The sequence below is a fragment of the Kribbella sp. NPDC003557 genome (genome assembly GCF_040610805.1).
Taxonomy (GTDB): Bacteria; Actinomycetota; Actinomycetes; order Propionibacteriales; family Kribbellaceae; genus Kribbella.
The window spans coordinates 268075-290562 of sequence record NZ_JBEXMY010000008.1 but is presented as its reverse complement, the minus strand read 5'-3'; the positions used below and the strand labels follow the sequence as shown (position 1 = coordinate 290562).

Below are 22488 nucleotides of genomic sequence, written 5' to 3'. Positions count from 1 at the left end.
CGGTTCTCTACATCAGTCCAGCAGCGCGTCGACGAACTGCTCCGCGTCGAAGGGTGCCATGTCGTCGGGTCCTTCGCCGAGGCCGACCAGCTTCACCGGTACGCCGAGCTCGCGCTGCACCGCGATCACGATGCCGCCCTTGGCCGTACCGTCCAGCTTGGTCAGGACCAGGCCGGTGACGTCGATGACCTCGGCGAACACCCGCGCCTGGGTGAGGCCGTTCTGGCCGGTGGTGGCGTCGATGACCAGCAGGACCTCGTCCACCTCGGCGGTCTTCTCGATCACCCGCTTCACCTTGCCGAGCTCGTCCATCAGGCCGGTCTTGGTGTGCAGGCGGCCGGCGGTGTCGACCAGGACGACGTCCGCCTCCTCCTCGATGCCCTGCTTGACCGAGTCGAACGCGATGCTGGCCGGGTCACCGCCCTCCGGCCCGCGGACGGTCCGGACGCCGACGCGCTCGCCCCACGTCTGCAGCTGGTCGGCCGCGGCCGCACGGAAGGTGTCCGCAGCCCCGAGGACGACGTGCTTGTCCTCCGCGACCAGCACCCGGGCCAGCTTGCCGACCGTGGTGGTCTTGCCGGTCCCGTTGACGCCGACGACCAGCACGACGGCCGGCTGCCCCTCCTTGCGGGTCACGTTCAGCGACCGGTCCAGCGACGGGTTGACCAGCTCCACGAGCTCCTCGCGGAGGATCTCGCGGGCCTCGGCGGCGCCGACGCCCTCCACGCGCATCCGGGTGCGCAGCTTGTCGACCAGCTCCTGCGTCGGAGCCACCCCGACGTCGGCGGTGATCAGCGTGGTCTCGATGTCCTCCCACGCCTCCTCGTCCAGCTTGTCGCGGGACAGCAGCGCGAGCAGGCCCTTGCCGAGCGAGCCCTGTGAGCGGGCCAGGCGGGCGCGCAGCCGGACCAGGCGGCCCTGCGCGGACTCCGGCTTCTCGACGGTCGTCGTGGCGGCCTCGGGCTCCGGGAGCTCGGTGTCCTCGAGCGTGCGGGTCGGAGTGTCCCGCGGTTCCTCCGCGTCCTCGCCGACCTTCGGCTCGGGGGCCTCCACCGAGGGCTTCGGAGCTGCCGGCGGCAGCTCGGCGCGGCGTCGCCGGGCGACGACCAGACCGGTCGTGCCGACGACCAGCACGACCGCGATCGCGACGACGATCGTGATCAGCGCCTGGTCGGTCAGCAGCGGGAGGAGCAGCGAGACGAGCAGTGGGGTCAACACGATTCCCCATCTTGACAGACACCCGGCCCGCCGCCCGCATTTGTCACGTCAGGCAAACCTGTTGTCGCGTTACGTGAGGGGGTACCAACTCGGGCCGGTGGGTGAGCAGGACCACGGTCCGGTCACCCGCGGCCTCGAACAGGTCGGCGAGCAGCGCCCGGCCGGTCTCCTCGTCCAGATGCTCGGTGGGCTCGTCCAGGACGAGGACATCGCGGTCCGCCAGCAGCAGCCGGGCGAACGCGAGGCGCTGGCGCTCACCGCCCGACAGCCGCGCGCCGTGCTCCCCGACCATCGTGTCGAGGCCGTCCGGGAGTCGTTCGACGAGCAGCCCGAGCCGCGCCCGGTAGAGCGCCTCCCACAGCCGCAGGTCGCTGACGCCCGGCTTCGCGAGCAGCAGGTTCTCCCGGATGCTCGTGTCGAACACATGGCTCTCCTGGGTGAGCAGCCCGACGACCGAACGCACCTGATCGCCTTCGAGCCTGGCCATGTCGACGCCGTCCAGCAGCACCTGTCCTCCGCGTGGCTCGAGGAACCGCAGCAGTACCGACGCCAGCGTGCTCTTGCCCGATCCGCTCGGCCCGGTGATCACCACGCGACTCCCGGCGGGCAGGTCGAGGCTCAGCCCGTCCAGTACGTCGGTGTCGTCGTACCCGGCTCGCAGCAGCCGCACCTGGAGGTCGCGTCCGGCCGGCAGCGGGAGTGGCTCGGCCGGCTCGGTCGCCGGCGTGGGGGTGTCGACGAGTTCCTGGACTCTGTCGAGGGACGCCCGGACCCGGATGGCCAGCTGGGCTGCCGCGGGGAGTCCGCCCAGTACGTCGGCCAGGGCGAGCGGGGTGAGGACCAGTACGGCGAAGACGGCGCCGGTGATGTTCGCCGTACTCCCGAGGACCAGGGCGGCGATGCTCGCGCCGCCGACGCACAAGACGAGGAGGGCGCTGCCGAGGCCGGCGCTCCAGGCCGAACGGCGCTCGGCCGCGGCCAGGCGTGCGTCACGGCGGCTGAAGTCGTCCAGCACGGTGTCGATCGCGTTGTAGGCGACGACGTCGGCGGCCGTGAGCAGGGACTCGGTCGTGGTGGCCGCGACATCGCCACGGGCGCCTGCGAGGTTGCGCTCGGCTCGCTGCGCGGTGCGGGCAGTCAGCCACGGTACGACGGTGCAGGCGACCAGCACTGCCAGTGCGACAGCCGCACCGGCTGTTGGAAGCAGGATCGCGAGGAGAGCGACTGTGGCGGCTGCTGTCACGGCTGCGACCGCGACGGGTAGGAGGACTCGCAGCCAGAGGTCGAGGACCGCGTCCACGTCCAGCACGAGCCGGGCGAGCAGGTCCCCCTTCCGCTGCGAGCTGAGCGGTGCGAGCTTCTCCAGACGCCCGGTGATCCGTGCACGGGTCTCCCCCAGCACTCGGTACGCCGCGTCGTGGCCGACCAGGCGCTCGACGTACCGGAACACCCCACGCCCCACACCGAACGCCCGCACCGCCACGATCGGCACCATCAGCAACAACACCGGAGGCTGCGCCGAGGCCGCCGTAATCAACCAGGCCGAGGTAGCCAGCAGAGCAACAGCCGACCCAGCCGCCCCGACCCCAAGCACCAACGCCAGCACCAACCGCCACACAACAGCACGCTGTGGCCGGGCCATCTGAAGACTCATGCGTTCACCAGCTCTCGGGGGCCTACGGTGATCGTGCGGTCGGCGGCGGCTATCAGGGCGGGGCGGTGGGCGATCAGCAGGACTGTGCGGCCGGTGGTGCGGAGGTTGGTGATGACTGTGGCTTCTGTGTCGGCGTCGAGGCCGGCTGTGGGTTCGTCGAGCAGGAGGACCGGCGCATCGGTGAGGAGAGCGCGGGCGAGGGCGACCCGCCGCTGCTGACCGCCCGACAGCTGCTGGCCCTGCTCACCGACCGCCTTGTCCAGCGGCAGGTCGGCGGCACCGGCAGCTAGCAGCGCCAGGCGCACCTCGTCGTCGGACGCGTCCGGCCGGCCCAGCCGCACGTTGTCGGCGACAGAGCCCAGCCGCAGCCCGGGGCGCTGCGGCACCCACGCGAACTGCCGTCGCCACTCCACCGGATCGAACTCGTCAGCCGCACTGCCACCGGCGACGACCACACCACGCTCCGGCTCGACGAACCCGAGCAGTACCGACAGCACGGTCGACTTGCCGGCTCCACTCGGCCCGGTCAGAGCCACCACCTCGCCCGGCCGCACCTCCAGGTCGAACCCGTCCAACGCCGGCTCGTCCCGCCCCGGATAGGTCACCGTCACGTCGTACAGGTACAGCGAACTCACCCGCAGATCCGGTACGTCGGTCCGCTCGCCCCGCACCGGCAGCGGCGTCTCCAGCACCCGGAACACCTCTTCGCTCGCCGCGACCCCGTCCGCACTGGCGTGGAACTGCATGCCGACCTGCCGCAGCGGCAGATAGGCCTCCGGCGCCAGGATCAGCACCATCAACGCGGTCTCGAGCCCCAGCTTCCCGTCGACCAGCCGCAGACCGACGCCGACGGCCACCAGCGCGACGGACAGGCTCGCCAGCAGCTCCAACGCGAACGACGACAAGAACGCGATCCGCAGACTGCCCATCGACGCGGCACGATGCCGGTCGGTCACCCGCCGCACGGCCGACTCCTGGGCCTTCGCGCGACCGAACAGCTTCAGCGTGGTCAGCCCGCCGACCACATCCGCGAAATGATGCGCCAGGACGGCCAGGGCGTGCTGCCGCTGCCGGCTGCGCGCCTGGGTCACCCAGCCGATCAGCGCCATGAAGATCGGGATCAGCGGCAACGTGATCAGCACTGTCCCGGCAGCGATGAGGTCCCCGGTCGCCATCCACCCGATCACTCCGGCCGGCACCGTGGACGCCAGAACCAGCTGGGGCAGGTAGCGAGCGAAGTACGGGTCCAGATCGTCCAGGCCCTTTGTCAGCAGGGTCGTCAGCGCACTGCTGCGTTCACCGCTCAGCCACACCGGCCCGAGCTTCAGCGAGTGCTCCAGCACCTGCCGTCGCAGCGTGGACTTCACCGCGGCCGCAGCGCGCTGTGCGACCACTTCTTGAGCCCACACCAGCAATGCCCGCCCCGCGATGACAGCAGCCAGACCCCAGGCCACTGCGGCCACTCCGCTGCCCCGCAGGACGACGCCCGCGATGCCATGCGCCAGCAGCACCGCCTGCACGATGATCAGCACCCCGCTGAGGACCCCGATCACGACTGAGGCCGACAGGAAGACCCGGGCGCCCCGGGCTCTCCTCAGCAATCGCGGGTCGAGCGGCTTCACGCGACCACGACCCGCTGACGGAACACCCAGTAGGTCCAGCCCTGGTACAGCAGCACCAGCGGCATGAAGATCGCCGTGATGATCGTCATCGCCTTCAACGTGTACGCCGAGGACGCCGCCTCGACCGCGGTCAGCGTCGACGCCGGATCGAGCGTGGACGGCATCACGTCCGGGAACAGCGCGACGAACAGCGACACCACGGCCAGTCCGATCGCGGCCGTCGTACCGGCGAAGGCCCAGCCCTCGCGGCGCAGCAGGTTCGCGACCAGCCCTCCGGCGAAGGCAACCACGGCGGCGATCGCCAGGCCGACCGAGACGGCGTCGCCGCGCAACGCCTGCGCCCAGGCGAGGAAGGCGATCGCGAGGACCGCGGCGATCGCGCCGGTGCGGGTGGCGAGCCGGTTGGCCCGGACCCGCAGGGCGTCGGTGGTGCGCAGGGCGAGGAAGATCGCTCCGTGGGTGACGAACACCGCGACGAACGTCAGCCCGCCGAGCAGCGCGAACGGGTTGAGCAGCGACCCGAAGCCGCCGACGTACTCGTGCTCGGCGTCCAGCGGCACGCCGCGCACGATGTTGCCGAAGGCAACACCCCAGAGCAGCGCCGGCAGCACCGACCCGATCACGATCATCGCGTCCATCCGCGCCCGCCAGACCGGCTCGTCCCGCTTGCCGCGGTACTCCAGCGCGACACCGCGCAGGATCAGCCCGACCAGGATCGCGAACAGCGGCAGGTAGAAGCCGCTGAACAGCGTCGCGTACCACTCCGGGAACGCCGCGAAGGTGGCCGCACCGGCCATGATCAGCCAGACCTCGTTGCCGTCCCAGACCGGCCCGATCGTGCTGATCGCGGCCCGGCGTTCGGGCTCGTTCCGGCCGAGCACGCGGTACAGCATGCCGACGCCGAAGTCGAAGCCCTCGAGCACGAAGTACCCGGTCCACAGCGTCGCGATCGCGACGAACCACACAGTCGTCAGTTCCATCTCGAGCCCCTCAGTACGCGAACGACAGTGGTTTGTCGGGCTCCGGCTCGGTGTCCGGTGGCGGCGCGTCGGTCCCGGCCAGGCCGGCCCTGATGGTCCGCAGCAGCAGCTTGGTCTCGACCACCGCGAGTACGCCGTACAGCGCGGTGAACCCGACCAGCGACGTGATCACCTCACCGCTGGTCGTCCCGGGCGAGACACCCGATGCCGTCGGCAACAGACCGAACACCAGCCAGGGTTGCCGTCCGGTCTCGGTGAAGATCCAGCCGAAGGTGTTCGCGAGCAGCGGCAGCAGCGGCAGCGGGGCCGCGAGCCAGATCAGCCACCTGGCCGGGGCCCGGCCGCGGCGCGTGGTCCACAGCAGCCACAGCGCGACCGCGGCCGACGCCATCCCGACGCCGATCATCAGCCGGAAGGTCCAGTAGGTCAGCGGGATGTTCGGCTTGTACGACCCCGGCCCGTACAACTGCTCGTAGGCGTCCTGCAGCGAGTTGATCCCCTTCACCTCGCCGTCGAAGTGCCCGGTGGCCAGGAACGACAGCAGGTACGGCACCTTGATCGAGAAGATCTCCTTCGACCCGTCCAGCGTGCCGATCGTGAACGCCGAGAACGACGCCGGCTTCTCGGTCTCGTACAGCGCCTCGGCCGCGGCCATCTTCATCGGCTGCACCTCGGTCATCACCTTGCCCTGCAGGTCACCGCTGATCGCGACGCCCACACTGGCGACCAGGACGACCGACGCGCCGATCTTCAGCGCCGACCGGAACACGGCCCGGTCCGTGTCCGGCCGCCGGATCAGGTGCCACAACGCCACCCCGGCGACGAACGCTCCCCCGACCATGAACGCGGCGAAGATCGTGTGCGGATAGGTGACGAGCACCACCTTGTTGGTCAGCACCGCCCACAGATCGGTCAGCTCGGCCCGGCCGCGCTCGGGATTCACGCGGAAGCCCACCGGGTTCTGCATCCAGGAGTTGGCCGCGAGGATGAAGTACGCCGACAGCTGCGTGCCGAGCACCACCATCCAGATGCAGCCCAGATGGACGAGCTTCGGCAGCCGGTCCCAGCCGAACATCCACAGGCCGATGAAGGTCGACTCGAGGAAGAACGCGAGCAGCCCCTCGAGCGCCAGCGGGGCGCCGAACACGTCCCCGACGAATCGCGAGTAGTCGCTCCAGTTCATCCCGAACTGGAACTCCTGCACGAGGCCGGTGACGACCCCCATCGCGATGTTGATCAGGAACAGCTTCCCGTAGAACTTCGTCAGCCGCAGGTACTTCTCCTTCCCGGTCCGGTACCACGCGGTCTGCAGGCCGGCGGTGATCGCGACCAGTGAGATCGTCACCGGCACGAAGAAGAAGTGGTACACGGTGGTGATCGCGAACTGCCAGCGGGCCAGATCCAGGGTGTCCACAAGCCCTCCCCAGGGCATCTACGACGTTTCGTAGTAGATGCTAGCGCGGATCTACTACAACGCGTAGTTATACTGGTCACGTGGCGAGTGAGGAGAAAGCGCCCAGGCCGCTGGGAGACCTGGAGCGCCTGGTCATGGAGCGGCTCTGGGCGGCGCCGGAGGCATTGACCGTCCGCGAGGTGCACGCCCAACTGGCCGGCACCCGTGAGCTCGCCTACACGACCGTGATGACCGTGCTGGACCGGCTGGCGAAGAAGAAGCTGACCGAGCGCGAGCGCGACGGCAAGGCCTGGCGCTACAGCGCCGCCGCGCCCCGCGAGGAGATGGCCGCCGACCTGATGCGGGACGCGCTCGACCGTGCGGGCGACCGCCGCGAGGCCCTGGTCCGTTTCGTCGGTCAGGTGTCCGACGAGGAAGCAGCGCTGCTGCGCGAGGCCCTGTCCCAGCTGGACGGCAAGGAGCCGGCCGGGTGACCGCCGCGGTCCTGCTGGCCGTTCTGGCGCTGGTGCTCACCGGCCCGGCACCGGCCCTGCTGGCTCGTTCCGAGTGGCCGTACCGGGTCCCGCGCGCCGCGGTGATCCTCTGGCAGGCGATCGCGCTGGCCGCCGTACTGGCCGCGCTCGGTAGCGGTATCGCGCTGTCCTACTCGATCGCCGGGCGGCCCGGCGAGCCACGGTTCGACCCGTCGTCGCCGCGGGACCTGCTGGCCGCGGTGATCCTCGCGATGGTCGCACTGGTCGTCGTGCGGCTGGTGTGGACGATCGGGCGTGTGGCTGTCGGTACGCGGGCTCGGCGCCGGCGGCACCGCGACCTGGTCGACGTACTGGCGACGCCGGACGGCCTGATCCCCGGCCTGCGCGTGCTGGCCGAGGAGACACCGCTCGCGTACTGCCTGCCGGCGCTGCGTGGCGCGCGGGTGGTCGTCTCGGTCGGCGCGCTGGACCGTCTCGACGACAGTGAACTGAGGGCCGTCCTCGCGCACGAGCAGGCTCATCTGCGGGCGCGGCACGACCTGGTGCTGGAGGAGTTCACCGCGCTGCACGACGCCTTCCCGCGCTGGGTGCGGAGCGACGTCGCGCTGGAGCAGGCACGCACGCTGGTCGAGCTGCTCGCCGACGACGACGCGCGCCGCCGCAACGGCCCACGTCCACTGGCGCGTGCCCTGGTCGCACTTGCCGGTGCGCCCGCGCCTGAAGCGGCCCTGGCTGCCTCCAAGTCCGCCACGGTGCTCAGAGTGCAACGACTGGCCGGGCCCCCGGCCAACGAGCCGACGCTGTCCGCCATCACGTACGCCGGAGCGGCCGCGCTGCTGGTGGTGCCGACGATCACGGTCGCCGCACCGATCGTGAAGGCGATCGTCGAGGCGGTCAGCTAGCCGGCCGGTACCGCACGAGCACGCCGCCCAGGCCCCACGGACGCGCCTCGATCAGCTCCAGCGCCACCGGTGAACCGCCACCGGCCGGGAACGCGCTCTTGCCCGCACCCAGCAGCACCGGACAGATCCGCAGTTGCACCTCGTCGACCAGTCCGGCCCGCAGCAACGACTGGAACAGCGTGATGCTGCCCCAGAGGATGATGTCCATGCCGGTCTGCTCCGCCTTGAGCGCACGCACGGCGTCCAGGTCCCGGACCACCAGTCCGGGCTCGTAGTCGCCCCACGGCGCGCTCTGCAGTGTCGTCGAGACCACCACCAGCCGCAGCGCGTTGAGTTTCTCGGCGATCGGCTCGCCGGCCGACGCCTCGGTCGGCCAGAACCCGGCGAACAACCGGTACGTCTCGGCGCCCAGCAGCATCGTGTCGACGCTGTCGAGCAACTCGAGGTTGTCGGTGTCGGGTGGCGCACCGATGGCGTCGAAGAACTCCAGTCCACCGTCCGGCCCCGCGGCATAGCCGTCGAGCGTCACGTACTCCTGGAAGATCAGCCGCCTCATGACCGGAGGCTACCCGAAATGTTTCCCCTCACCCCGGGCCACGGCCAGCAGCACGAGGCCCGACAGAACCAGCAGAACGACCATGGTGACGACGAATGTCAGCACTTCTCTCCCCGAATCCCCACAACCAACACCAAGCCTGACGCGCTCAGCGCACCAGAAGTTCCCCGAACGCCTTGGCGATCTTGTCGACCTGCCAGTCCAGCGAGGCCGGCGTCATCACCAGCTCGACCCACGACCACCCGGGGACGTCGGCCGGCTGCCACGCGCCGCACAACGCCTCGCGCGTCCGCTCCATCCGCTCCACGGCGGCATGCTCGATCGACTCGGCCGACCGCGGCGCGTAGACGCGGAACGAGTTGGTGTGCGGCGGCTCCGGGAAGACCCGGAAACCCTCGCTCTGCAAGGCCATCGCGACCTCGACGGCCCGCTGGTACAGGTCGTCCATCAGCGGCAGCACCGTCCGCAACCCGTGGCGCGCGGAGACGGCGTACGGGAACAGCGAGTACAGGTTGCCGCCCAGCCGGCGCTGCCACCGCCGTACCTCGGCGATCACGTCCTCGGGGCCGGCGAGCGCTGCCCCACTGATGCCGCCCAGCACCTTGTAGAACGACACGTAGACGGTCGACGCCAGCCCGGCGATGTCGGCGAGGCTGTGCTCGAGATACGGCGTGCTCTCCCACAACCGGGCTCCGTCCAGGTGCAGCGGTACGCCGCGCTGCGCACAGGACTCCGAGAACACGACCAGCTCGTCCCACGTCGGCAGCACGAACCCTGCGTCCCGCAGCGGCAGCTCCAGCGTGACCGCGGCCAGCTTGCCCGGAATCGCGGCCAGCTCGTCCGGCCGCGGCTGACGTGGCTCCGACGTCAGCCGCTCGATGCGCAGGTGGTGCACCTCTTCCAGCGCATTCAGCTCGTGGACGAGCAGATGGGCGAGTCCGTGCACCGCTACCCGGCTGGTGCCCGCGCGGTCGGCGTACACGCGCAGAACGCTCTGCTGGGCCATGATTCCGGTGGGCATGAACACGGCGGCCGGCTTGCCGAGCAGCTCCGCCACCTCGCGCTCCAGCGCGGCTACCTCACCACCGTTGCCGTAGCCATCGACCTCGTCGTCTGTGGCGACCTCCGCGAGCTGCCGCAACCGGTCCGGTGCCGGCACACGCCGATGCGACAGCCAGCGCTCACAGCCGTCCGCTGCGTTCTTCCGGCGCTCTCGCAGGTCCTCGGAGGTAGTAGCCACAGCTCCATCCTCTCGTGTCCCGCAACCGGGTTAGATGGTGGCTGTTACCACGTGCCTTCCTTGCACCGTCCTGATTTCCACCGAACGCACCTGGTCGGGCGGCACCAGCACACCGCCGCCGAACGTGCTTCCGCCCTTGGCAGCTTTCTCCGACACCAGCCAGCTGCCTGCGATCCAGGCCTCACCGTCCTTGTCGGTGACGACCATCACGCACTCGTCACCGGCCTTCAGGCCGGTCACCTGCACCCGCACCCAGCTCCAGCCCGCGCGGGGCTCCACCGTGGCAGCCATCGTGGCGCCTGTGGTCGTGTCCGAGGTCGTGACCTGCCTGGAACCCGCGACAGGCCGATCGTCGTCCGGTGCGGTCGACCGGCCGAGTACGACGCCGCCGCCGAGCGCACCGGCCACCACGACCACGGCCGCCGCGATCAGCAACCAGCGGGAGCGCCGCTTCGGGGGCGCCTGCACCTCAGGCTCCCGGACCTCGCGCAGCGTGCGCTGCAGCAGCAGGTCGCCACCCTCAGGTGGTCCCTCCAGGAACGCCTCCGGCGGCACCTCGCCCAGGAAGTCCTTGAGCTCCGCCAGCTCGGCCAGCTCCGCGCGGCACTCCGCACAGGTCGCCAGATGCTCGTCGACGGCCGCGGCCTCCGCCGGCTCCAGCGCGCCGAGCGCGTAGGCGCCCAGCTGCGTACGGTCGTGCTCACTCATGGGACACCTCCGCTGCTTTCCCTGCCATCACCGCGCGCAGAGCTCGGAGGGCGTAGTACGAACGCGATTTCACCGTACCCGGCGGAATCCCCAGTTCCTTGGCGGCCTCGGCGACGGACCGGCCGCGGTAGTACAGCTGGACGAGGACTTCGCGGTGCTCGGGCGACACCTTGTCGAGGGCCTCCAGCACCACCATGGTGTTCACCACGGACTCGGAGTGGTCGCCTTCGACCGGTGGCCTGTCCACCACGTCCGCCACCTCGGCCGGACGCACCGCGCGCGCCCGGGCCCGGTCGGTGACCAGGTTGCGCGCGACTGTCAGTAGCCAGCCCCGCACCGATCCTCTGCCGCCGGTCAGGTCGTCCGCGTGCTTCCAGGCCCGCAGCAGCGTCTCCTGGACGACGTCCTCGGCCGCGGCACGGTCACCGGTCAGACGGGTTGCGTACGCGAGCAGGCTGCGGCCGTGCTCGGCGTACAGCGCGCGGATCAGGGTCTCGGCGTCGTGCGGCCCTGGGTTGTCACCCACCGACCGCACGATACCGGGATCGGTCGGCGCCCACACCACAACGGCACCAGTCGGATCAGTAACCGTAGCCATTGCCGGAAGCGCCCGGCTTGGTGGTGATCTTCTGGCCGTCCGCGCCGACCACCCACCAGACACCGCCGACGGCCTGTCCTTTGGCCTCGCCGGGCTGGGAGTCGCTGGCGAACAGGTAGAGCGGCAGGCCCTTGATGGCCAACTGCTTGCTGCCGTCGGAGCGGGTGATGGTGCTGACCAGCGACGCGTCGATGCCGTCGAGCTGCGGCGTCCCCGCACCCGCGGCCACGACCGGCCACTTGGCGAGGCAGTCGCCCGAGCAGTTCGACGTACCGGAGGTGTCCTTGTCGAACACGTACACGGTCCGCCCATTGCCGTCGACAACGATCTTGCCGTAGTCGCCGACGTCCGCGGTGGCCAGCTTGGCCGCGGCCGGCGCCTTCGACGCGGTGCCCGCGGGTGCCGAGCCGTAGCCCGAGTCGTCACCACCGCAGGCCGTCAGCCCGGCCAGCCCGAGCACCAAGGCTGCGATCACACTGCCCAGTCGCTTCATCGGAATCCTCCTCGGTCACCCGATCCGTCACCCGCCATACGTGCGGATCCGGGCATCGGTTCAACCGGGAGGACTATCGTCGCCACCATGAGCCCAGAGACCCCCGCAGAGATCCCCGCAGCGGTCCGGCGCGCCCTCGACGCGATCGACGCCCTGGACAACGACGCGTTCGTGGCAGCCTTCGCCGCGGACGGCTACGTCGACGACTGGGGCCGCGAGTTCCGCGGCCACGACCGGATCCGCTCCTGGAGCGACAACGAACTGATCGGCAAACGCGCCACGTTCACCGACACCCGGGTCACCACCCCCGGCAACCCCCTCACCATCCTCACCCAGGTAGGCGGCGACGGCTTCAACGGACCGTCCCACTTCACCTTCGAACTCCAAGGCGACCTGCTCGCGTCAATGACGATCACAGCCTGAGATCCCCGGGCCGCCCGGACAGTCAGCAGGTCATTCAGCGTCCCGCCGAGAGAACCAGCGCAACAAGGCAGTCGCACGCGAGCGGCAGCTCGCAGACCGCCGGCGGCAGCCGCAGCACCCCGGCGCCAGCCGGAAACAGATGCACCGCGCTGAGCGGGGGGGTGGGAGCGTGCGCTGAGGAGCGCAGCGACGAAGTGAGCGCCCGCGGAGCACGCGGGGGCTCGTCCTTGTTCCTAGACGGGTTCTGGTTCGCGGATTCGTTGGGAGATGACGGCGGAGACGCCGTCGCCGCGCATGGTGACGCCGTAGAGGGCGTCGGCGACCTCCATGGTGCGCTTCTGGTGGGTGATGACGAGGAGCTGGCTGTTCTCGCGGAGTTCCTCGTAGATCTCCAGCAGGCGGCCGAGGTTGGTGTCGTCCAGGGCGGCCTCGACCTCGTCGAGGATGTAGAACGGCGACGGGCGGGCCTTGAACAGCGCGACCAGGAACGCGACCGCGACCAACGACCGCTCGCCGCCGGACAGCAGCGACAGCCGCTTGACCTTCTTGCCCGGCGGGCGGGCCTCGACGTCGATGCCGGTGGCGAGCATGTCGTCGGGGTCGGTCAGCACGAGCCGGCCCTCACCGCCCGGGAACAACCGGCTGAAGACGTGCTCGAACGCGGTCTCGACATCGCGGTAGGCCTCGGTGAAGACCTGCTCGACCCGCTCGTCGACCTCCTTGACGATGTCCATCAGGTCGCGCCGGGACTTCTTCAGGTCCTCGAGCTGCTCGGAGAGGAACCGGTGCCGCTCCTCCATCGCCTCGAACTCCTCGAGCGCGAGCGGGTTGATCTTGCCGAGCTGGTTCAGCGCCCGCTCGGCCTGCTTGAGCCGCTTCTCGACCTTGGTCCGGTCGAACGGCTCGCCCTCCAGCTCGAGCGTGTCCTCTTCGCCGGCCTTGGGCAGCGGCGGCACCAGCTTGTCCGGGCCGTATTCGGCGACCAGCGCGTCCACCTCGATACCGATCTCGCCGAGCGCCTTCTCGTACAGCGCCTCGAGCCGCATCTTCTGCTCGGCCCGCGCCAGCGCGTCGCGGTGCACGGTGTTGGTCAGCTGCTCCAGCTCGGAGCTCAGGTTCCGGGTGGCGGACCGGGCCTGCGCGAGCGCCTGCTCCCGGTCGGCGCGCTGCGCCTGGATCGTCGCGCGCTCGGCCGCCGCCAGCTGCAGCGACTGCTCCAGCCGCGCCAGCACGTGACCGGCTGCCAGGTGTACGGCTTGCGCCGCCTCCGCCTGCCGCGCCCGCCGCGCCGCGCGGGCGATCGCCCGAGCACGTGCCTCGCGCTCCTGCCGGGCCGCGCGCTCCAGCGAGTCCGCGCGCCCGGACAGTGCCCGGGCCCGCTCCTCGGTGGTCCGCAGCGCCAGCCGCGCCTCCATCTCGGCCGCGCGCCCCGCCTTGGCCTCCTCGGCCAGCCGGTCGCGCTGCGACGTGTCCGGCTCGTCGCCTTCGTCGTCGAACGCCTCCGCGTCCGTCAACCGCTCTTCGAGCTCGGCCAGACCGGACAGGTTCCGGTCGCGCTCCTCCTCGGCCGCGGCGATCGCCTCGGCCATCCGCTCCGCCTCGCCGCGGGACGCCTTCGCCAGCGAGCCGAAGTGCCCGAGCTGCTCGGCGACTGCCGCCATCGACGCGTCCGACTCGTGCAGCCGGGCCAGCGTGATCTCGACGGACTCCTTCTGCCGGGCCCGCTCGTCCTCCAGGGCCTGCAGCTCGAACCGCAGCCGCTCGCTCCGCGCCGTCGCCTCGGTCAGCTTCTCCGCCGCCTCGTCGACCGCGGACTGCACCTCGATGAGACTGGGCGCCGCGTCCGACCCGCCGTACGCGAAGTGCGCCCCGAGGACGTCCCCCGCGCGCGTCGTACACGTGACGTCGGGCAGGTTCCGGACCAGGGACCGCGCCGCGGGTACGTCGTCGACGACCGCGACCTTGCGCAGCAGCCGCCGCAGCGCCGGCCGCAGCGTCTCCGGGCACTCGACCACGTCCACGGCGTACGACGCCCCGTACGGCAGGGCCGGCCACAGCGTGTAGTCGTCGGCCGGGGCGTCGCCGAGAAGCAGCCCGGCGCGGCCGAGGTCGTGCTCCTTGAGGTGCCCGACGGCGTGCAGCGCCGCGTCGGTGTGAGTCACGGCAACCGCGTCCGCGGCCTCGCCGAGCGCCGCCGCGATCGCGGTCTCGTACCCGGAGCGGACGCTCAGCAGCGCGGCGACCGACCCCATCAGGCCGTTGACCTGCTCGGAGGCGGCCAGCAGCGCGCCGGCCCCGTCCTTGCGGTTCAGGCCGAGCTCGAGGGCTTCCTTCCGCGCCGCGAGACCGGTGCGCTCACGCTCGGCGTCGCGCTCCTCGGCCCGCAGCTTGGCCAGCCGCTCGTCCATCTCGTCGAGGACGGCCTGTGCGCCCTCGTACTCCTCGTCGAGGCCCTTCTCGCCCGCGTCCAGCCCGGCGACCTGGGTCTCCAGCGCGGTGAAGTCGTGCTGGGCCTTCGCGGCCCGGGCCTCGGCCTCGCGCATGTTGGTGGCCAGCCGGCCGATCTCGGACTCGGCGGCGGCCGCGCGGCTCTTCAGCGCGTTCACCTGACCGGTCAGCCGGGCGAGGCCCTCGCGGCGGTCGGCGGCGGCCCGGATCAGCGCCGAGATCCGGCGCTCCTCCTCGGCCTCCTGGGCTTCCAGCTGCTGGCGGCGCTCGACGGACTCGGCGAGCAGCTCGGAGTGCGCCTCGACCTCGGCCTCGATCTGGGCCTCGGTCTCGCGGACCCGGGCGGCCTCCAGCTCGAGCTCCTCGGGGTCACGGCCCGAGCGCGGCCCGTCCTCGGCCTCGTCGTTCAGCGAGCGGATCCGGTCCGCCGCGATCCGCGCCGTGCCCTTGATCTTCTCGCCGAAGCCGGACAGCTGGTACCAGGTGTCCTGCGCGGCCTGCAGCGCCGGCGCGTCCTCGCGCAACGCGTCCTCGAGCTCGGCCTCCAGCTCGCGGGCCTCGCGCAGCTTCGCCTCGGTCTCGGTGCGGCGCTCGGTCAGCCGGGCCTCGTCGCGCAGCTCGGCCTCGAGCGCGGACTGCGCCTGGACGATGTCGTCGGCGAGCAGCCGGGCGCGGCCGTCGCGGACCTCCGCCTGGATCGTCACCGCCCGGCGCGCCACCTCCGCCTGGCGCCCGAGCGGCTTCAGCTGACGGCGGATCTCCTGGATCAGGTCCCCGAGCCGGTGCAGGTTGCCCTCGGTGGCCTCCAGCTTCCGGATCGCCTTCTCCTTGCGCTTGCGGTGCTTCAGGACGCCGGCGGCCTCCTCGACGAACCCGCGGCGGCCCTCCGGCGTGGCGCGCAGGATCGAGTCCAGCTGGCCCTGGCCGACGATGACGTGCATCTCGCGGCCGATACCGGAGTCGCTGAGCAGTTCCTGGACGTCGAGCAGGCGGCAGTTCTGGCCGTTGATCTGGTAGTCGGACCCGCCGTTGCGGAACATCGTCCGGCTGATCGTCACCTCGGCGTACTCGATCGGCAGCGCGCCGTCGGTGTTGTCGATGGTGAGCACCACCTCGGCGCGGCCGAGCGGGGCGCGGCCGGAGGTGCCGGCGAAGATGACGTCCTCCATCTTGCCGCCGCGCAGCGACTTGGCGCCCTGCTCCCCCATCACCCAGGCCAGCGCGTCGACGACGTTGGACTTGCCCGAGCCGTTCGGCCCGACGATGCAGGTGATGCCTGGTTCGAAGTTCATCGTCGTCGCGGACGCGAACGACTTGAAGCCCCGGAGCGTCATGCTCTTCAGGTACAAGGCGAAGGTCTCCAACCCGTGAAAGGACAGACGGTACCGAAGGAACCGTCGTAGCTGTTCGTCACGCTGCCGCTACCCGGGGGAAGTTGTTCCGCTTCGCAGTCTACAAAGAGATCCGCGGAATCCGGCGGAGGCCAGGCCGGTGGGAGACGGCCGGCGGAAGATCTGGGAGCACAACATTCGGTGAACAGACAACCGGCGGAGGCCCGGACGGGGGCCACCGCCGTACAGAGTGTAGTGACGGTAAAGATGTACCTCTGCCGCGTCAGACCGAGGCGGGAGTGCGCAGCGCCTCGTCGACGGTGAGCAGCCGACCCTCGTGGATCTGGGCCACCAGGTGGTCGTTCTCTGCCTGCAGACGCATCACGTGCGCCTCCAGATCTGCGACACGCCGGTTGAGCAAGCGAACCTGCTCGAGCATGCGCGGGTCAGTGCCTCCAAGATGCCCTAGAAGAGCCTTGGCCATTGTGCTGTCCTCCGGAAGGGTTCTGGCCGATGCGCTCCAGGTCGAGGTCCAAGACGGAGCGCTGAAAAGTTGTGCCGTCTTTCAGGGTGACACCGCCGACGCCGACCGGTCAACCTGGGCCACGTTTATTAACGATACCTCGCTCACCAGCGAACATGGCGCGGGACGGGCTGACATTTCGGGCACCGGTACGACGAACGGTTCATGAACGGTTCGCGACGGATCGGCCGGCCGTCCCGCGGGCACGGCGATCCCTCCTGCCCGTAGACGTTCAGGCCGCGCTCGAAGTACCCGGACTCCCCGTTCACGTTGACGTACAGCGCGTCGAAGCTGGTGCCACCAACGGTCAGCGCCTCGGCCATCACCGCATGCGCCTGCTCGAGAATTCCCTTGATCTGCGAGGGTTTCAGCGTTTCGGTCGCCCGCGCGTAGTGCAGCTTGGCCCGCCACAAGGCCTCGTCGGCGTAGATGTTGCCGATCCCGCTGACCGCGGTCTGGTCCAGCAGCGCCCGCTTCAGACCGGTCCGGCGGCGACGGATCTTCGCGGTCACCGCCTCCGGATCGAACAGAGGATCGAACGGGTCCCGGGCGATATGGGCGATCTCGGCGGGCAGCTCGGCGCCGTCCTCGGAATAGGACAGACCACCGAACATCCGCTGGTCCACAAAACGGACCTCTCCGCCGCCGTCGGCGAACCGGAACCGGACCCGCAGATGGGGTTCGTCGGGTGCACCGACCGGCTGGACGCGGAACTGCCCGCTCATTCCGAGATGGGTGAGTACCGCATCACCGGACGTCAACGGCAGCCACAGGTACTTGCCCCGGCGGGCGGGTTCGGCGAAGACCTGCCCCTTGAGCCGCGACACGAAGTCCTCCGGACCGGCGGCGTGACGCCGGACCGGGCGCGGGTGCAGCACCTCGACGGTCTCGACGGTCCGGCCGGTGAGGAAACCGGCCAGACCGCGCCGTACGACTTCTACCTCGGGAAGCTCGGGCACTGGGGTCGGCGGCTAGGCCTGCGAAGGATCCACGCTGTCGGGATGCGCGGCGCGCAGAGCCTTCCAGGCGGTCTCGGCGGCCTGCTGCTCGGCTTCCTTCTTGCTCCGGCCGATGCCGTGACCGTACGTGTCGGAGCCGATCCGGACGCGGGCCTCGAACGTCTTCGCGTGGTCCGGTCCGGACTCCGCGATCACGTACTCCGGCACGCCGACGCCGAGCTGGGCGACCAGTTCCTGCAGCGAGGTCTTCCAGTCCAGGCCGGCGCCGAGCCGGGCCGACGACTCCATCAGGTCGTCGAACAGCCGGTGGACCACCCCGCCCGCGACCTCGAAGCCGCGGTCCAGGTAGACGGCGCCGATCAGCGCCTCGACGCAGTCGGCAAGGATCGACGACTTGTCCCGGCCGCCGGTGGCTTCTTCGCCGCGGCCGAGCCGCAGGTACTTGCCCAGCTTGAGCTCGCGGGCGACACCCGCGAGCGCACGCATGTTGACCACCGCGGCCCGTAGCTTGGCCAGTCGGCCCTCGGACAGGTCCGGGTGGTTCCGGAACAGCGACTCCGTGACGATGACGCCGAGCACGGAGTCCCCGAGGAACTCCAGCCGCTCGTTCGTCGGCAGCCCACCGTTCTCGTACGCGTACGAGCGGTGGGTGAAGGCGTGCTCCAGTAGTTCGTCAGCCAGCGATACGCCGAGCCGCTGGTTCAGCTCGGCGTAGAGCCCCGTTTCGTTGGCAGAGTTCACTGGGTGGTGCCGTTTAGCTCTCGACGACCTGGCGACGCTCGCCCTTCGCGCCGTACTGGCCGCAGTTCGGGCAGACGGTGTGCTGCAGGTGCTTCGCGCGGCAGGCGGGGTTCACGCAGGTCACCAGCGACGGAGCAGTGGTCTTCCACTGCGCCCGGCGGCTGCGGGTGTTGCTGCGCGACATCTTCCGCTTCGGAACGGCCACGGTTATGACTCCTCGGTTCGGCCGGAGGCCTTGGTGGACCCGGCCGGCTCAGTCTGACGTTTTCGGTACTGCTCGTGGTGCTGGTACTGCGGTGGAGCTGTTCAGTTGTCCTGCTGGTCCTGCTCGCGCAGGTTGCCGAGGGCGGCCCAGCGCGGGTCGGTCCGTTCCTCGTGTTCGTGGCCGGGCTCGTCCGCCAGGCGAACCCCGCACTCGGGGCACAGACCCGGACAGTCGTCCGTACACAACGGCTGGAACGGCAGTGCGAGCACCACCTGGTCCCTCAGCACCGGCTCGAGGTCGATCAGATCGCCCTCCATCCGGCTGGCCTCGTCCGGCTCGGCGTCGCTCTCCGGATAGACGTACAGCTCCTGGACGTCAGCGAGGAACTCGTCCTCGATATCGACCAGGCACCGCGCGCACTCCCCGACCAGGCGGCCGCGGGCCGTTCCGGTGACGAGCACCCCTTCGACCACCGATTCCAGCCGTAGATCGAACTGGATCGGATCGCCTTCGGGGACGCCGATCACGTCGATTCCGAGATCTGCCGGCGCCGGCGCCGTGAAGGTGACTTCGCGTTGGGACCCGGCGCGGCGTGTCAGCTCGTGCGTGTCGATCACGAGGGGGGACCGCGGGTCCAAGACGCTCAGGGCAAACCTTTCAGGCATGGGCAGGCATGAACTCGGTCTCGTCGAGACCGGTTGTCAAGACTACCAACTCCGCGGCTTCGCGCCCAATCCGGGGGCATCCTAGAGCGTGTTCAGTAACCGTGCGTGAACGGCCGGCGTCACGAACGTGCTGACGTCGCCGCCGAGGCGGGCGATCTCCTTGACCCAGCTGGAGGAGATGAAGGCGTGCTCCGGCGCGGTCGGGAAGAACAACGTGTCCACCCCGGTCATCCGCCGGTTGAGCTGCGCCATCTGCAGCTCGTAGTCGTAGTCGGCGGCCGAACGCAGACCTTTCACGATCACGCCGGCGCCCTCGGCCCGGCAGTAGTCGACGACCAGGCCTTCGAAGCTACCGACCCGGACGTTCGGGAACGGGTCGACCAGCTCGGTGAGCATGTCGATGCGCTCCTGCGGGTCGAACAGCCGGTTCTTGGACTGGTTCACGCCGGTCGCGACGATCAGCTCGCCGAAGGCGGCCGCGGCCCGCGTGACGATGTCGAGATGCCCGACAGTGGGCGGGTCGAAGGTCCCTGGAAAGACCGCCTTAACCATGCCGGTGACCGTACCAAAGCCGGGCCTCGCCGTACTTGCGGTCCCGCAGCGCGGCGAACCCCTCGGGCCAGTCCCACGGCTCTCGTTTCCCGCGTTCGACGACCACGACCGCGTCGTCGGCGAGCCATCCGTTCGCAGCCAGGTCGGTCAGCACGTCCTGCAACTCGACGGTCTCCAGCTTGTACGGCGGGTCCGCGAACACCAGGTCGAACGCCGCCGGAGGGTCACCCGCCGTCACCTTCTCGACGGGCCGCGTCAGCAGCGTCGCCCCGGGCAGGCCGACGACCTTGATGTTGGCCGCGATCACGTCGGCCGCCCGCCGGTCCGACTCGACCAGCACGGTCTTCGCGGCCCCGCGGGACAGCGCCTCCAGCCCGATCGCGCCCGATCCGGCGTACAGGTCGAGCACCGCGAGCCCGTGGAAGCTGCCGAACTCCGACTCCAGCGACGAGAACAGCGCCTCCCGGACCCGGTCCGCGGTCGGCCGCGTCCCGCTCCCGGGCGGTACGCCGATCCGCCGCCCGCCGGCCGCGCCGCCGATGATCCGTGTCACGTCTTCTCCAGGTACTCGGTGGTCTCCGACTCCAGCGCGCTGCGGACCACGGACCGTAGCGCCGGGTACTCGGCCAGGTCGGCGTCGACCGAGACGATGGAGTTCGCCACGTGCCGGGCCGCGAGGATGATGTCCTCGTCCCGGAGCACGCTCAGCAGCTTCAGGCTCGACCGGCGGCCGGACTGCGCGACGCCGAGCACGTCGCCCTCGCGGCGGGTCTCCAGGTCGATCCGCGACAGCTCGAACCCGTCGGTCGTCGACGCGACCGCGTCCAGCCGCCCGTACGACTTCGAGCCGGCCCACAGGTCGGTGACCAGCAGGCACAGCCCGGGCACCTTGCCGCGCCCGACCCGGCCGCGCAGCTGGTGCAGCTGCGAGATGCCGAACCGGTCGGCGTCCATGATCACCATCGTCGAGGCGTTCGGCACGTCGACGCCGACCTCGATCACTGTGGTCGCGATCAGGACGTCGATCTCCCCGGCCGCGAACCGGGACATGACCGCGTCCTTCTCGTCGGCGGGAAGCCGGCCGTGCAGGATCTCGACACGCAGGTCGTGGAGGATCTCGGCCAGCGCCTCGGACACCTGCAGCACCGAGATCGGCGGTCTGGCCTGCTTCTTGCCTTCCTCGTCCCCCGCGACCAGCTCGCCTTCCTCGTCGGTCGCGTTCTTGACGTCGTCGCCGATGCGCGGGCACACGACGTACGCCTGGTGGCCCTTGGCGACCTCCTCGCGGACCCGGGCCCAGGCCCGCTGCAGCCAGTCGGGCCGCTCCTTGGCCGGGACCACCGACGACTGGATCGGCGACCGGCCGGCCGGGAGCTGGGTGAGGGTGGAGACCGCGAGGTCGCCGAACACGGTCATCGCGACGGTCCGCGGGATCGGCGTCGCGGTCATCACCAGCACGTGCGGGGTGTTGTCCCCCGACTTCGCGCTCAGCGCGGCCCGCTGCTCGACGCCGAACCGGTGCTGCTCGTCGACCACGACGAGCCCGAGGTCCGCGAACTGGACCTTGTCCTCGAGCAGCGCGTGCGTGCCGACCACGATCCCGGCGGCGCCACTGGCCGCGTCGAGCATCGCCGTCCGGCGGCCCGCGGCGTTCAGCGAGCCGGTCAGCAGGCCGACCTTGGTGGCGTTCTCCGCGCCGCCGAGCATGCCCTGCTCGGCCAGGTCGCCGAGCATCTTGGTGAGCGTCTTGTGGTGCTGGACGGCGAGCACCTCGGTCGGCGCGAGCAGCGCGGCCTGGCCGCCGTTGTCGACCACGGACAGCATCGCCCGCAGCGCGACCACGGTCTTGCCGGAGCCGACCTCACCCTGCAACAGCCGGTGCATCGGGTGCGGCCGGGCGAGGTCGGCGAAGATCTCCTCCCCCACCTCAGCCTGTCCCTCGGTCAGCTGGAACGGCAGCCGCTGGTCGAACTCGTCCAGCAACCGGCCGGTGACCCGCGGCCGCGGTACGGCGTTCAGCGCGTCGGTCACCGCGCGGCGCTGGGCCAGGATGGTCTGCATCACCAGCGCTTCCTCGAACCGGAACCGCTGCTGCGCGTCGTGGATGTCCTTCTCGGTGTCCGGCAGATGCACCTTCTGCAGCGCCTCACGGAGTCCGAGCAGCTTCTCGTTGCGCAGGATCAGGTCCGGGACCGGGTCGTCGACGCGGTCGTCGAGGCTGTCCAGGACGATCTTCACCGACCGCTCGATCGTTGCGGTCGGCAACTTCGCGGTCGCCGGGTAGAGCGGGCGGAAGGGTCGGGCCCGGCGCTCGATCTCGGCCTCGGTGAGGTCGTCCTCGTCGAGGATCTCGGTGCCGGGGCCCTTCAGCTGCAGGATGTCGCGGAACTTCGTCACCTCGCCCCAGAACAGCGCCGCGGTGCCGGGCGTGAGCTTGGTCAGCAGCCACGGCTGGTTGAAGAACGCGATCTCCAGGTCGTTGCGGCCGTCGGTGACGACGACCTTGGTGATGGTCCGCTGCTTGCGGAACCGGTGCACCTGGTCGGGTTTGATCTCGATCTTGCTGTCCAGCGCCCGGGCGGTGACCTTCTTGACCCGGCCGTTGACGGTGGCCTGGTCGCCGACCTCCAGCTCGTCGAACGGGGTCAGCTCGCCCTTCTTCAGGTACCGCCGGGGGTAATGCTGCAGCAGCTCGCCGACGGTCTCGATCTCGAGCACCTCGGCGAACGTCTTGGCCGTCTTCGCGCCGAGGAAGTCGCGGAGCTTGCGGTCCATATCCGTTG

The 22488-nt window shown here is 70.3% G+C and carries 21 protein-coding genes; 3 read left to right on the top strand and 18 right to left on the bottom strand.

Annotated elements, in window-relative coordinates:
- Positions 1–12 precede the first annotated feature (12 nt).
- The 5 genes from ftsY to ABZW60_RS32900 are packed head-to-tail and all read right to left on the bottom strand — an operon-like array spanning position 13 to position 6888.
- A complete protein-coding gene (gene ftsY / locus ABZW60_RS32920) occupies positions 13–1215 on the bottom strand; it encodes a signal recognition particle-docking protein FtsY (RefSeq protein WP_355483775.1) in 1203 nt (400 codons plus the stop codon).
- A 46-nt stretch (positions 1216–1261) separates the two neighbouring features.
- The gene (cydC, locus tag ABZW60_RS32915) at positions 1262–2872 is read right to left on the bottom strand and encodes a thiol reductant ABC exporter subunit CydC (RefSeq protein WP_355483516.1); all 1611 of its coding nucleotides are present in this window, start codon (positions 2870–2872) and stop codon (positions 1262–1264) included.
- Positions 2869–4494: a thiol reductant ABC exporter subunit CydD gene (gene cydD / locus ABZW60_RS32910; RefSeq protein ID WP_355483514.1), complete on the bottom strand. Its 1626-nt coding sequence runs from the start codon at positions 4492–4494 to the stop codon at positions 2869–2871. The genes cydC and cydD overlap by 4 nt, the downstream gene beginning before the upstream one ends.
- Entirely contained in the window at positions 4491–5474 is a 984-nt protein-coding gene (cydB, locus tag ABZW60_RS32905; protein ID WP_355483512.1) for a cytochrome d ubiquinol oxidase subunit II, read from the bottom strand. Before cydB ends, cydD begins: the two co-directional genes overlap by 4 nt.
- Positions 5475–5484: 10 nt before the next feature.
- Complete coding sequence (locus tag ABZW60_RS32900) at positions 5485–6888, bottom strand: cytochrome ubiquinol oxidase subunit I (RefSeq protein ID WP_355483510.1); 1404 nt, start codon at positions 6886–6888, stop codon at positions 5485–5487.
- An 80-nt stretch (positions 6889–6968) separates the two neighbouring features.
- Between ABZW60_RS32900 and ABZW60_RS32895 the strand changes: the two genes are divergently transcribed.
- Together ABZW60_RS32895 and ABZW60_RS32890 are read left to right on the top strand one after the other, a co-directional pair.
- A complete protein-coding gene (locus tag ABZW60_RS32895) occupies positions 6969–7361 on the top strand; it encodes a BlaI/MecI/CopY family transcriptional regulator (protein ID WP_355483508.1) in 393 nt (130 codons plus the stop codon).
- Positions 7358–8263, top strand: a complete 906-nt coding sequence (locus ABZW60_RS32890) for a M56 family metallopeptidase (protein WP_355483506.1) — start codon at positions 7358–7360, stop codon at positions 8261–8263. The genes ABZW60_RS32895 and ABZW60_RS32890 overlap by 4 nt, the downstream gene beginning before the upstream one ends.
- Here ABZW60_RS32890 and ABZW60_RS32885 read toward each other — a convergent pair.
- The 5 genes from ABZW60_RS32885 to ABZW60_RS32865 form a co-directional block, all read right to left on the bottom strand.
- Positions 8256–8819 (bottom strand): dihydrofolate reductase family protein, encoded by a 564-nt coding sequence (locus tag ABZW60_RS32885; protein WP_355483504.1) that lies wholly within the window; start codon positions 8817–8819, stop codon positions 8256–8258. The genes ABZW60_RS32890 and ABZW60_RS32885 overlap by 8 nt on opposite strands.
- Positions 8820–8967: 148 nt before the next feature.
- Complete coding sequence (locus ABZW60_RS32880; protein WP_355483502.1) at positions 8968–10059, bottom strand: beta-eliminating lyase-related protein; 1092 nt, start codon at positions 10057–10059, stop codon at positions 8968–8970.
- A gap of 30 nt (positions 10060–10089) precedes the next feature.
- Positions 10090–10767 carry a zf-HC2 domain-containing protein gene (locus ABZW60_RS32875; RefSeq protein ID WP_355483500.1) on the bottom strand — a complete coding sequence of 226 codons (678 nt, stop codon included), beginning with the start codon at positions 10765–10767 and terminating at the stop codon, positions 10090–10092.
- Positions 10760–11293, bottom strand: a complete 534-nt coding sequence (locus tag ABZW60_RS32870) for a sigma-70 family RNA polymerase sigma factor (protein ID WP_355483498.1) — start codon at positions 11291–11293, stop codon at positions 10760–10762. The genes ABZW60_RS32875 and ABZW60_RS32870 overlap by 8 nt, the downstream gene beginning before the upstream one ends.
- A 55-nt stretch (positions 11294–11348) precedes the next feature.
- Positions 11349–11858 carry a hypothetical protein gene (locus ABZW60_RS32865; protein ID WP_355483496.1) on the bottom strand — a complete coding sequence of 170 codons (510 nt, stop codon included), beginning with the start codon at positions 11856–11858 and terminating at the stop codon, positions 11349–11351.
- Between the two features lie 87 nt (positions 11859–11945).
- On the opposite strand from ABZW60_RS32865, the gene ABZW60_RS32860 reads away from it, so the two are divergent.
- Entirely contained in the window at positions 11946–12281 is a 336-nt protein-coding gene (locus ABZW60_RS32860; protein WP_355483495.1) for a nuclear transport factor 2 family protein, read from the top strand.
- A gap of 233 nt (positions 12282–12514) precedes the next feature.
- Here ABZW60_RS32860 and smc read toward each other — a convergent pair whose 3' ends face one another.
- The 8 genes from smc to recG all read right to left on the bottom strand — a co-directional run bounded on the left by smc (position 12515) and on the right by recG (position 22480).
- Positions 12515–16078: a chromosome segregation protein SMC gene (gene smc, locus ABZW60_RS32855; protein ID WP_355483773.1), complete on the bottom strand. Its 3564-nt coding sequence runs from the start codon at positions 16076–16078 to the stop codon at positions 12515–12517.
- A gap of 609 nt (positions 16079–16687) precedes the next feature.
- Positions 16688–17542, bottom strand: coding sequence for a bifunctional DNA-formamidopyrimidine glycosylase/DNA-(apurinic or apyrimidinic site) lyase (gene mutM / locus ABZW60_RS32850; RefSeq protein ID WP_355483493.1), 855 nt, complete (start codon positions 17540–17542; stop codon positions 16688–16690).
- A 12-nt stretch (positions 17543–17554) separates the two neighbouring features.
- A complete protein-coding gene (gene rnc / locus ABZW60_RS32845) occupies positions 17555–18283 on the bottom strand; it encodes a ribonuclease III (protein WP_355483491.1) in 729 nt (242 codons plus the stop codon).
- Between the two features lie 13 nt (positions 18284–18296).
- A complete protein-coding gene (gene rpmF / locus ABZW60_RS32840) occupies positions 18297–18488 on the bottom strand; it encodes a 50S ribosomal protein L32 (protein ID WP_130387616.1) in 192 nt (63 codons plus the stop codon).
- Between the two features lie 101 nt (positions 18489–18589).
- Entirely contained in the window at positions 18590–19153 is a 564-nt protein-coding gene (locus tag ABZW60_RS32835; RefSeq protein ID WP_355483489.1) for a DUF177 domain-containing protein, read from the bottom strand.
- Between the two features lie 81 nt (positions 19154–19234).
- Positions 19235–19705 carry a pantetheine-phosphate adenylyltransferase gene (gene coaD, locus ABZW60_RS32830; protein WP_355483487.1) on the bottom strand — a complete coding sequence of 157 codons (471 nt, stop codon included), beginning with the start codon at positions 19703–19705 and terminating at the stop codon, positions 19235–19237.
- Positions 19698–20258, bottom strand: a complete 561-nt coding sequence (rsmD, locus tag ABZW60_RS32825; RefSeq protein ID WP_355483485.1) for a 16S rRNA (guanine(966)-N(2))-methyltransferase RsmD — start codon at positions 20256–20258, stop codon at positions 19698–19700. The genes coaD and rsmD overlap by 8 nt, the downstream gene beginning before the upstream one ends.
- A complete protein-coding gene (gene recG, locus ABZW60_RS32820) occupies positions 20255–22480 on the bottom strand; it encodes an ATP-dependent DNA helicase RecG (RefSeq protein ID WP_355483483.1) in 2226 nt (741 codons plus the stop codon). The genes rsmD and recG overlap by 4 nt, the downstream gene beginning before the upstream one ends.
- Between the last annotated feature and the right edge of the window lie 8 nt (positions 22481–22488).

Coding starts and splice junctions, on each gene's coding strand:
- coaD (WP_355483487.1), bottom strand. CDS start 19,705: ATGGTTAAGGCGGTCTTTCCAGGGACCTTCGACCCGCCCACTGTCGGG.
- ABZW60_RS32885 (WP_355483504.1), bottom strand. CDS start 8,819: ATGAGGCGGCTGATCTTCCAGGAGTACGTGACGCTCGACGGCTATGCC.
- cydB (WP_355483512.1), bottom strand. CDS start 5,474: ATGGAACTGACGACTGTGTGGTTCGTCGCGATCGCGACGCTGTGGACC.
- cydC (WP_355483516.1), bottom strand. CDS start 2,872: ATGAGTCTTCAGATGGCCCGGCCACAGCGTGCTGTTGTGTGGCGGTTG.
- ABZW60_RS32835 (WP_355483489.1), bottom strand. CDS start 19,153: ATGCCTGAAAGGTTTGCCCTGAGCGTCTTGGACCCGCGGTCCCCCCTC.
- ABZW60_RS32865 (WP_355483496.1), bottom strand. CDS start 11,858: ATGAAGCGACTGGGCAGTGTGATCGCAGCCTTGGTGCTCGGGCTGGCC.
- ABZW60_RS32875 (WP_355483500.1), bottom strand. CDS start 10,767: ATGAGTGAGCACGACCGTACGCAGCTGGGCGCCTACGCGCTCGGCGCG.
- recG (WP_355483483.1), bottom strand. CDS start 22,480: ATGGACCGCAAGCTCCGCGACTTCCTCGGCGCGAAGACGGCCAAGACG.
- ABZW60_RS32860 (WP_355483495.1), top strand. CDS start 11,946: ATGAGCCCAGAGACCCCCGCAGAGATCCCCGCAGCGGTCCGGCGCGCC.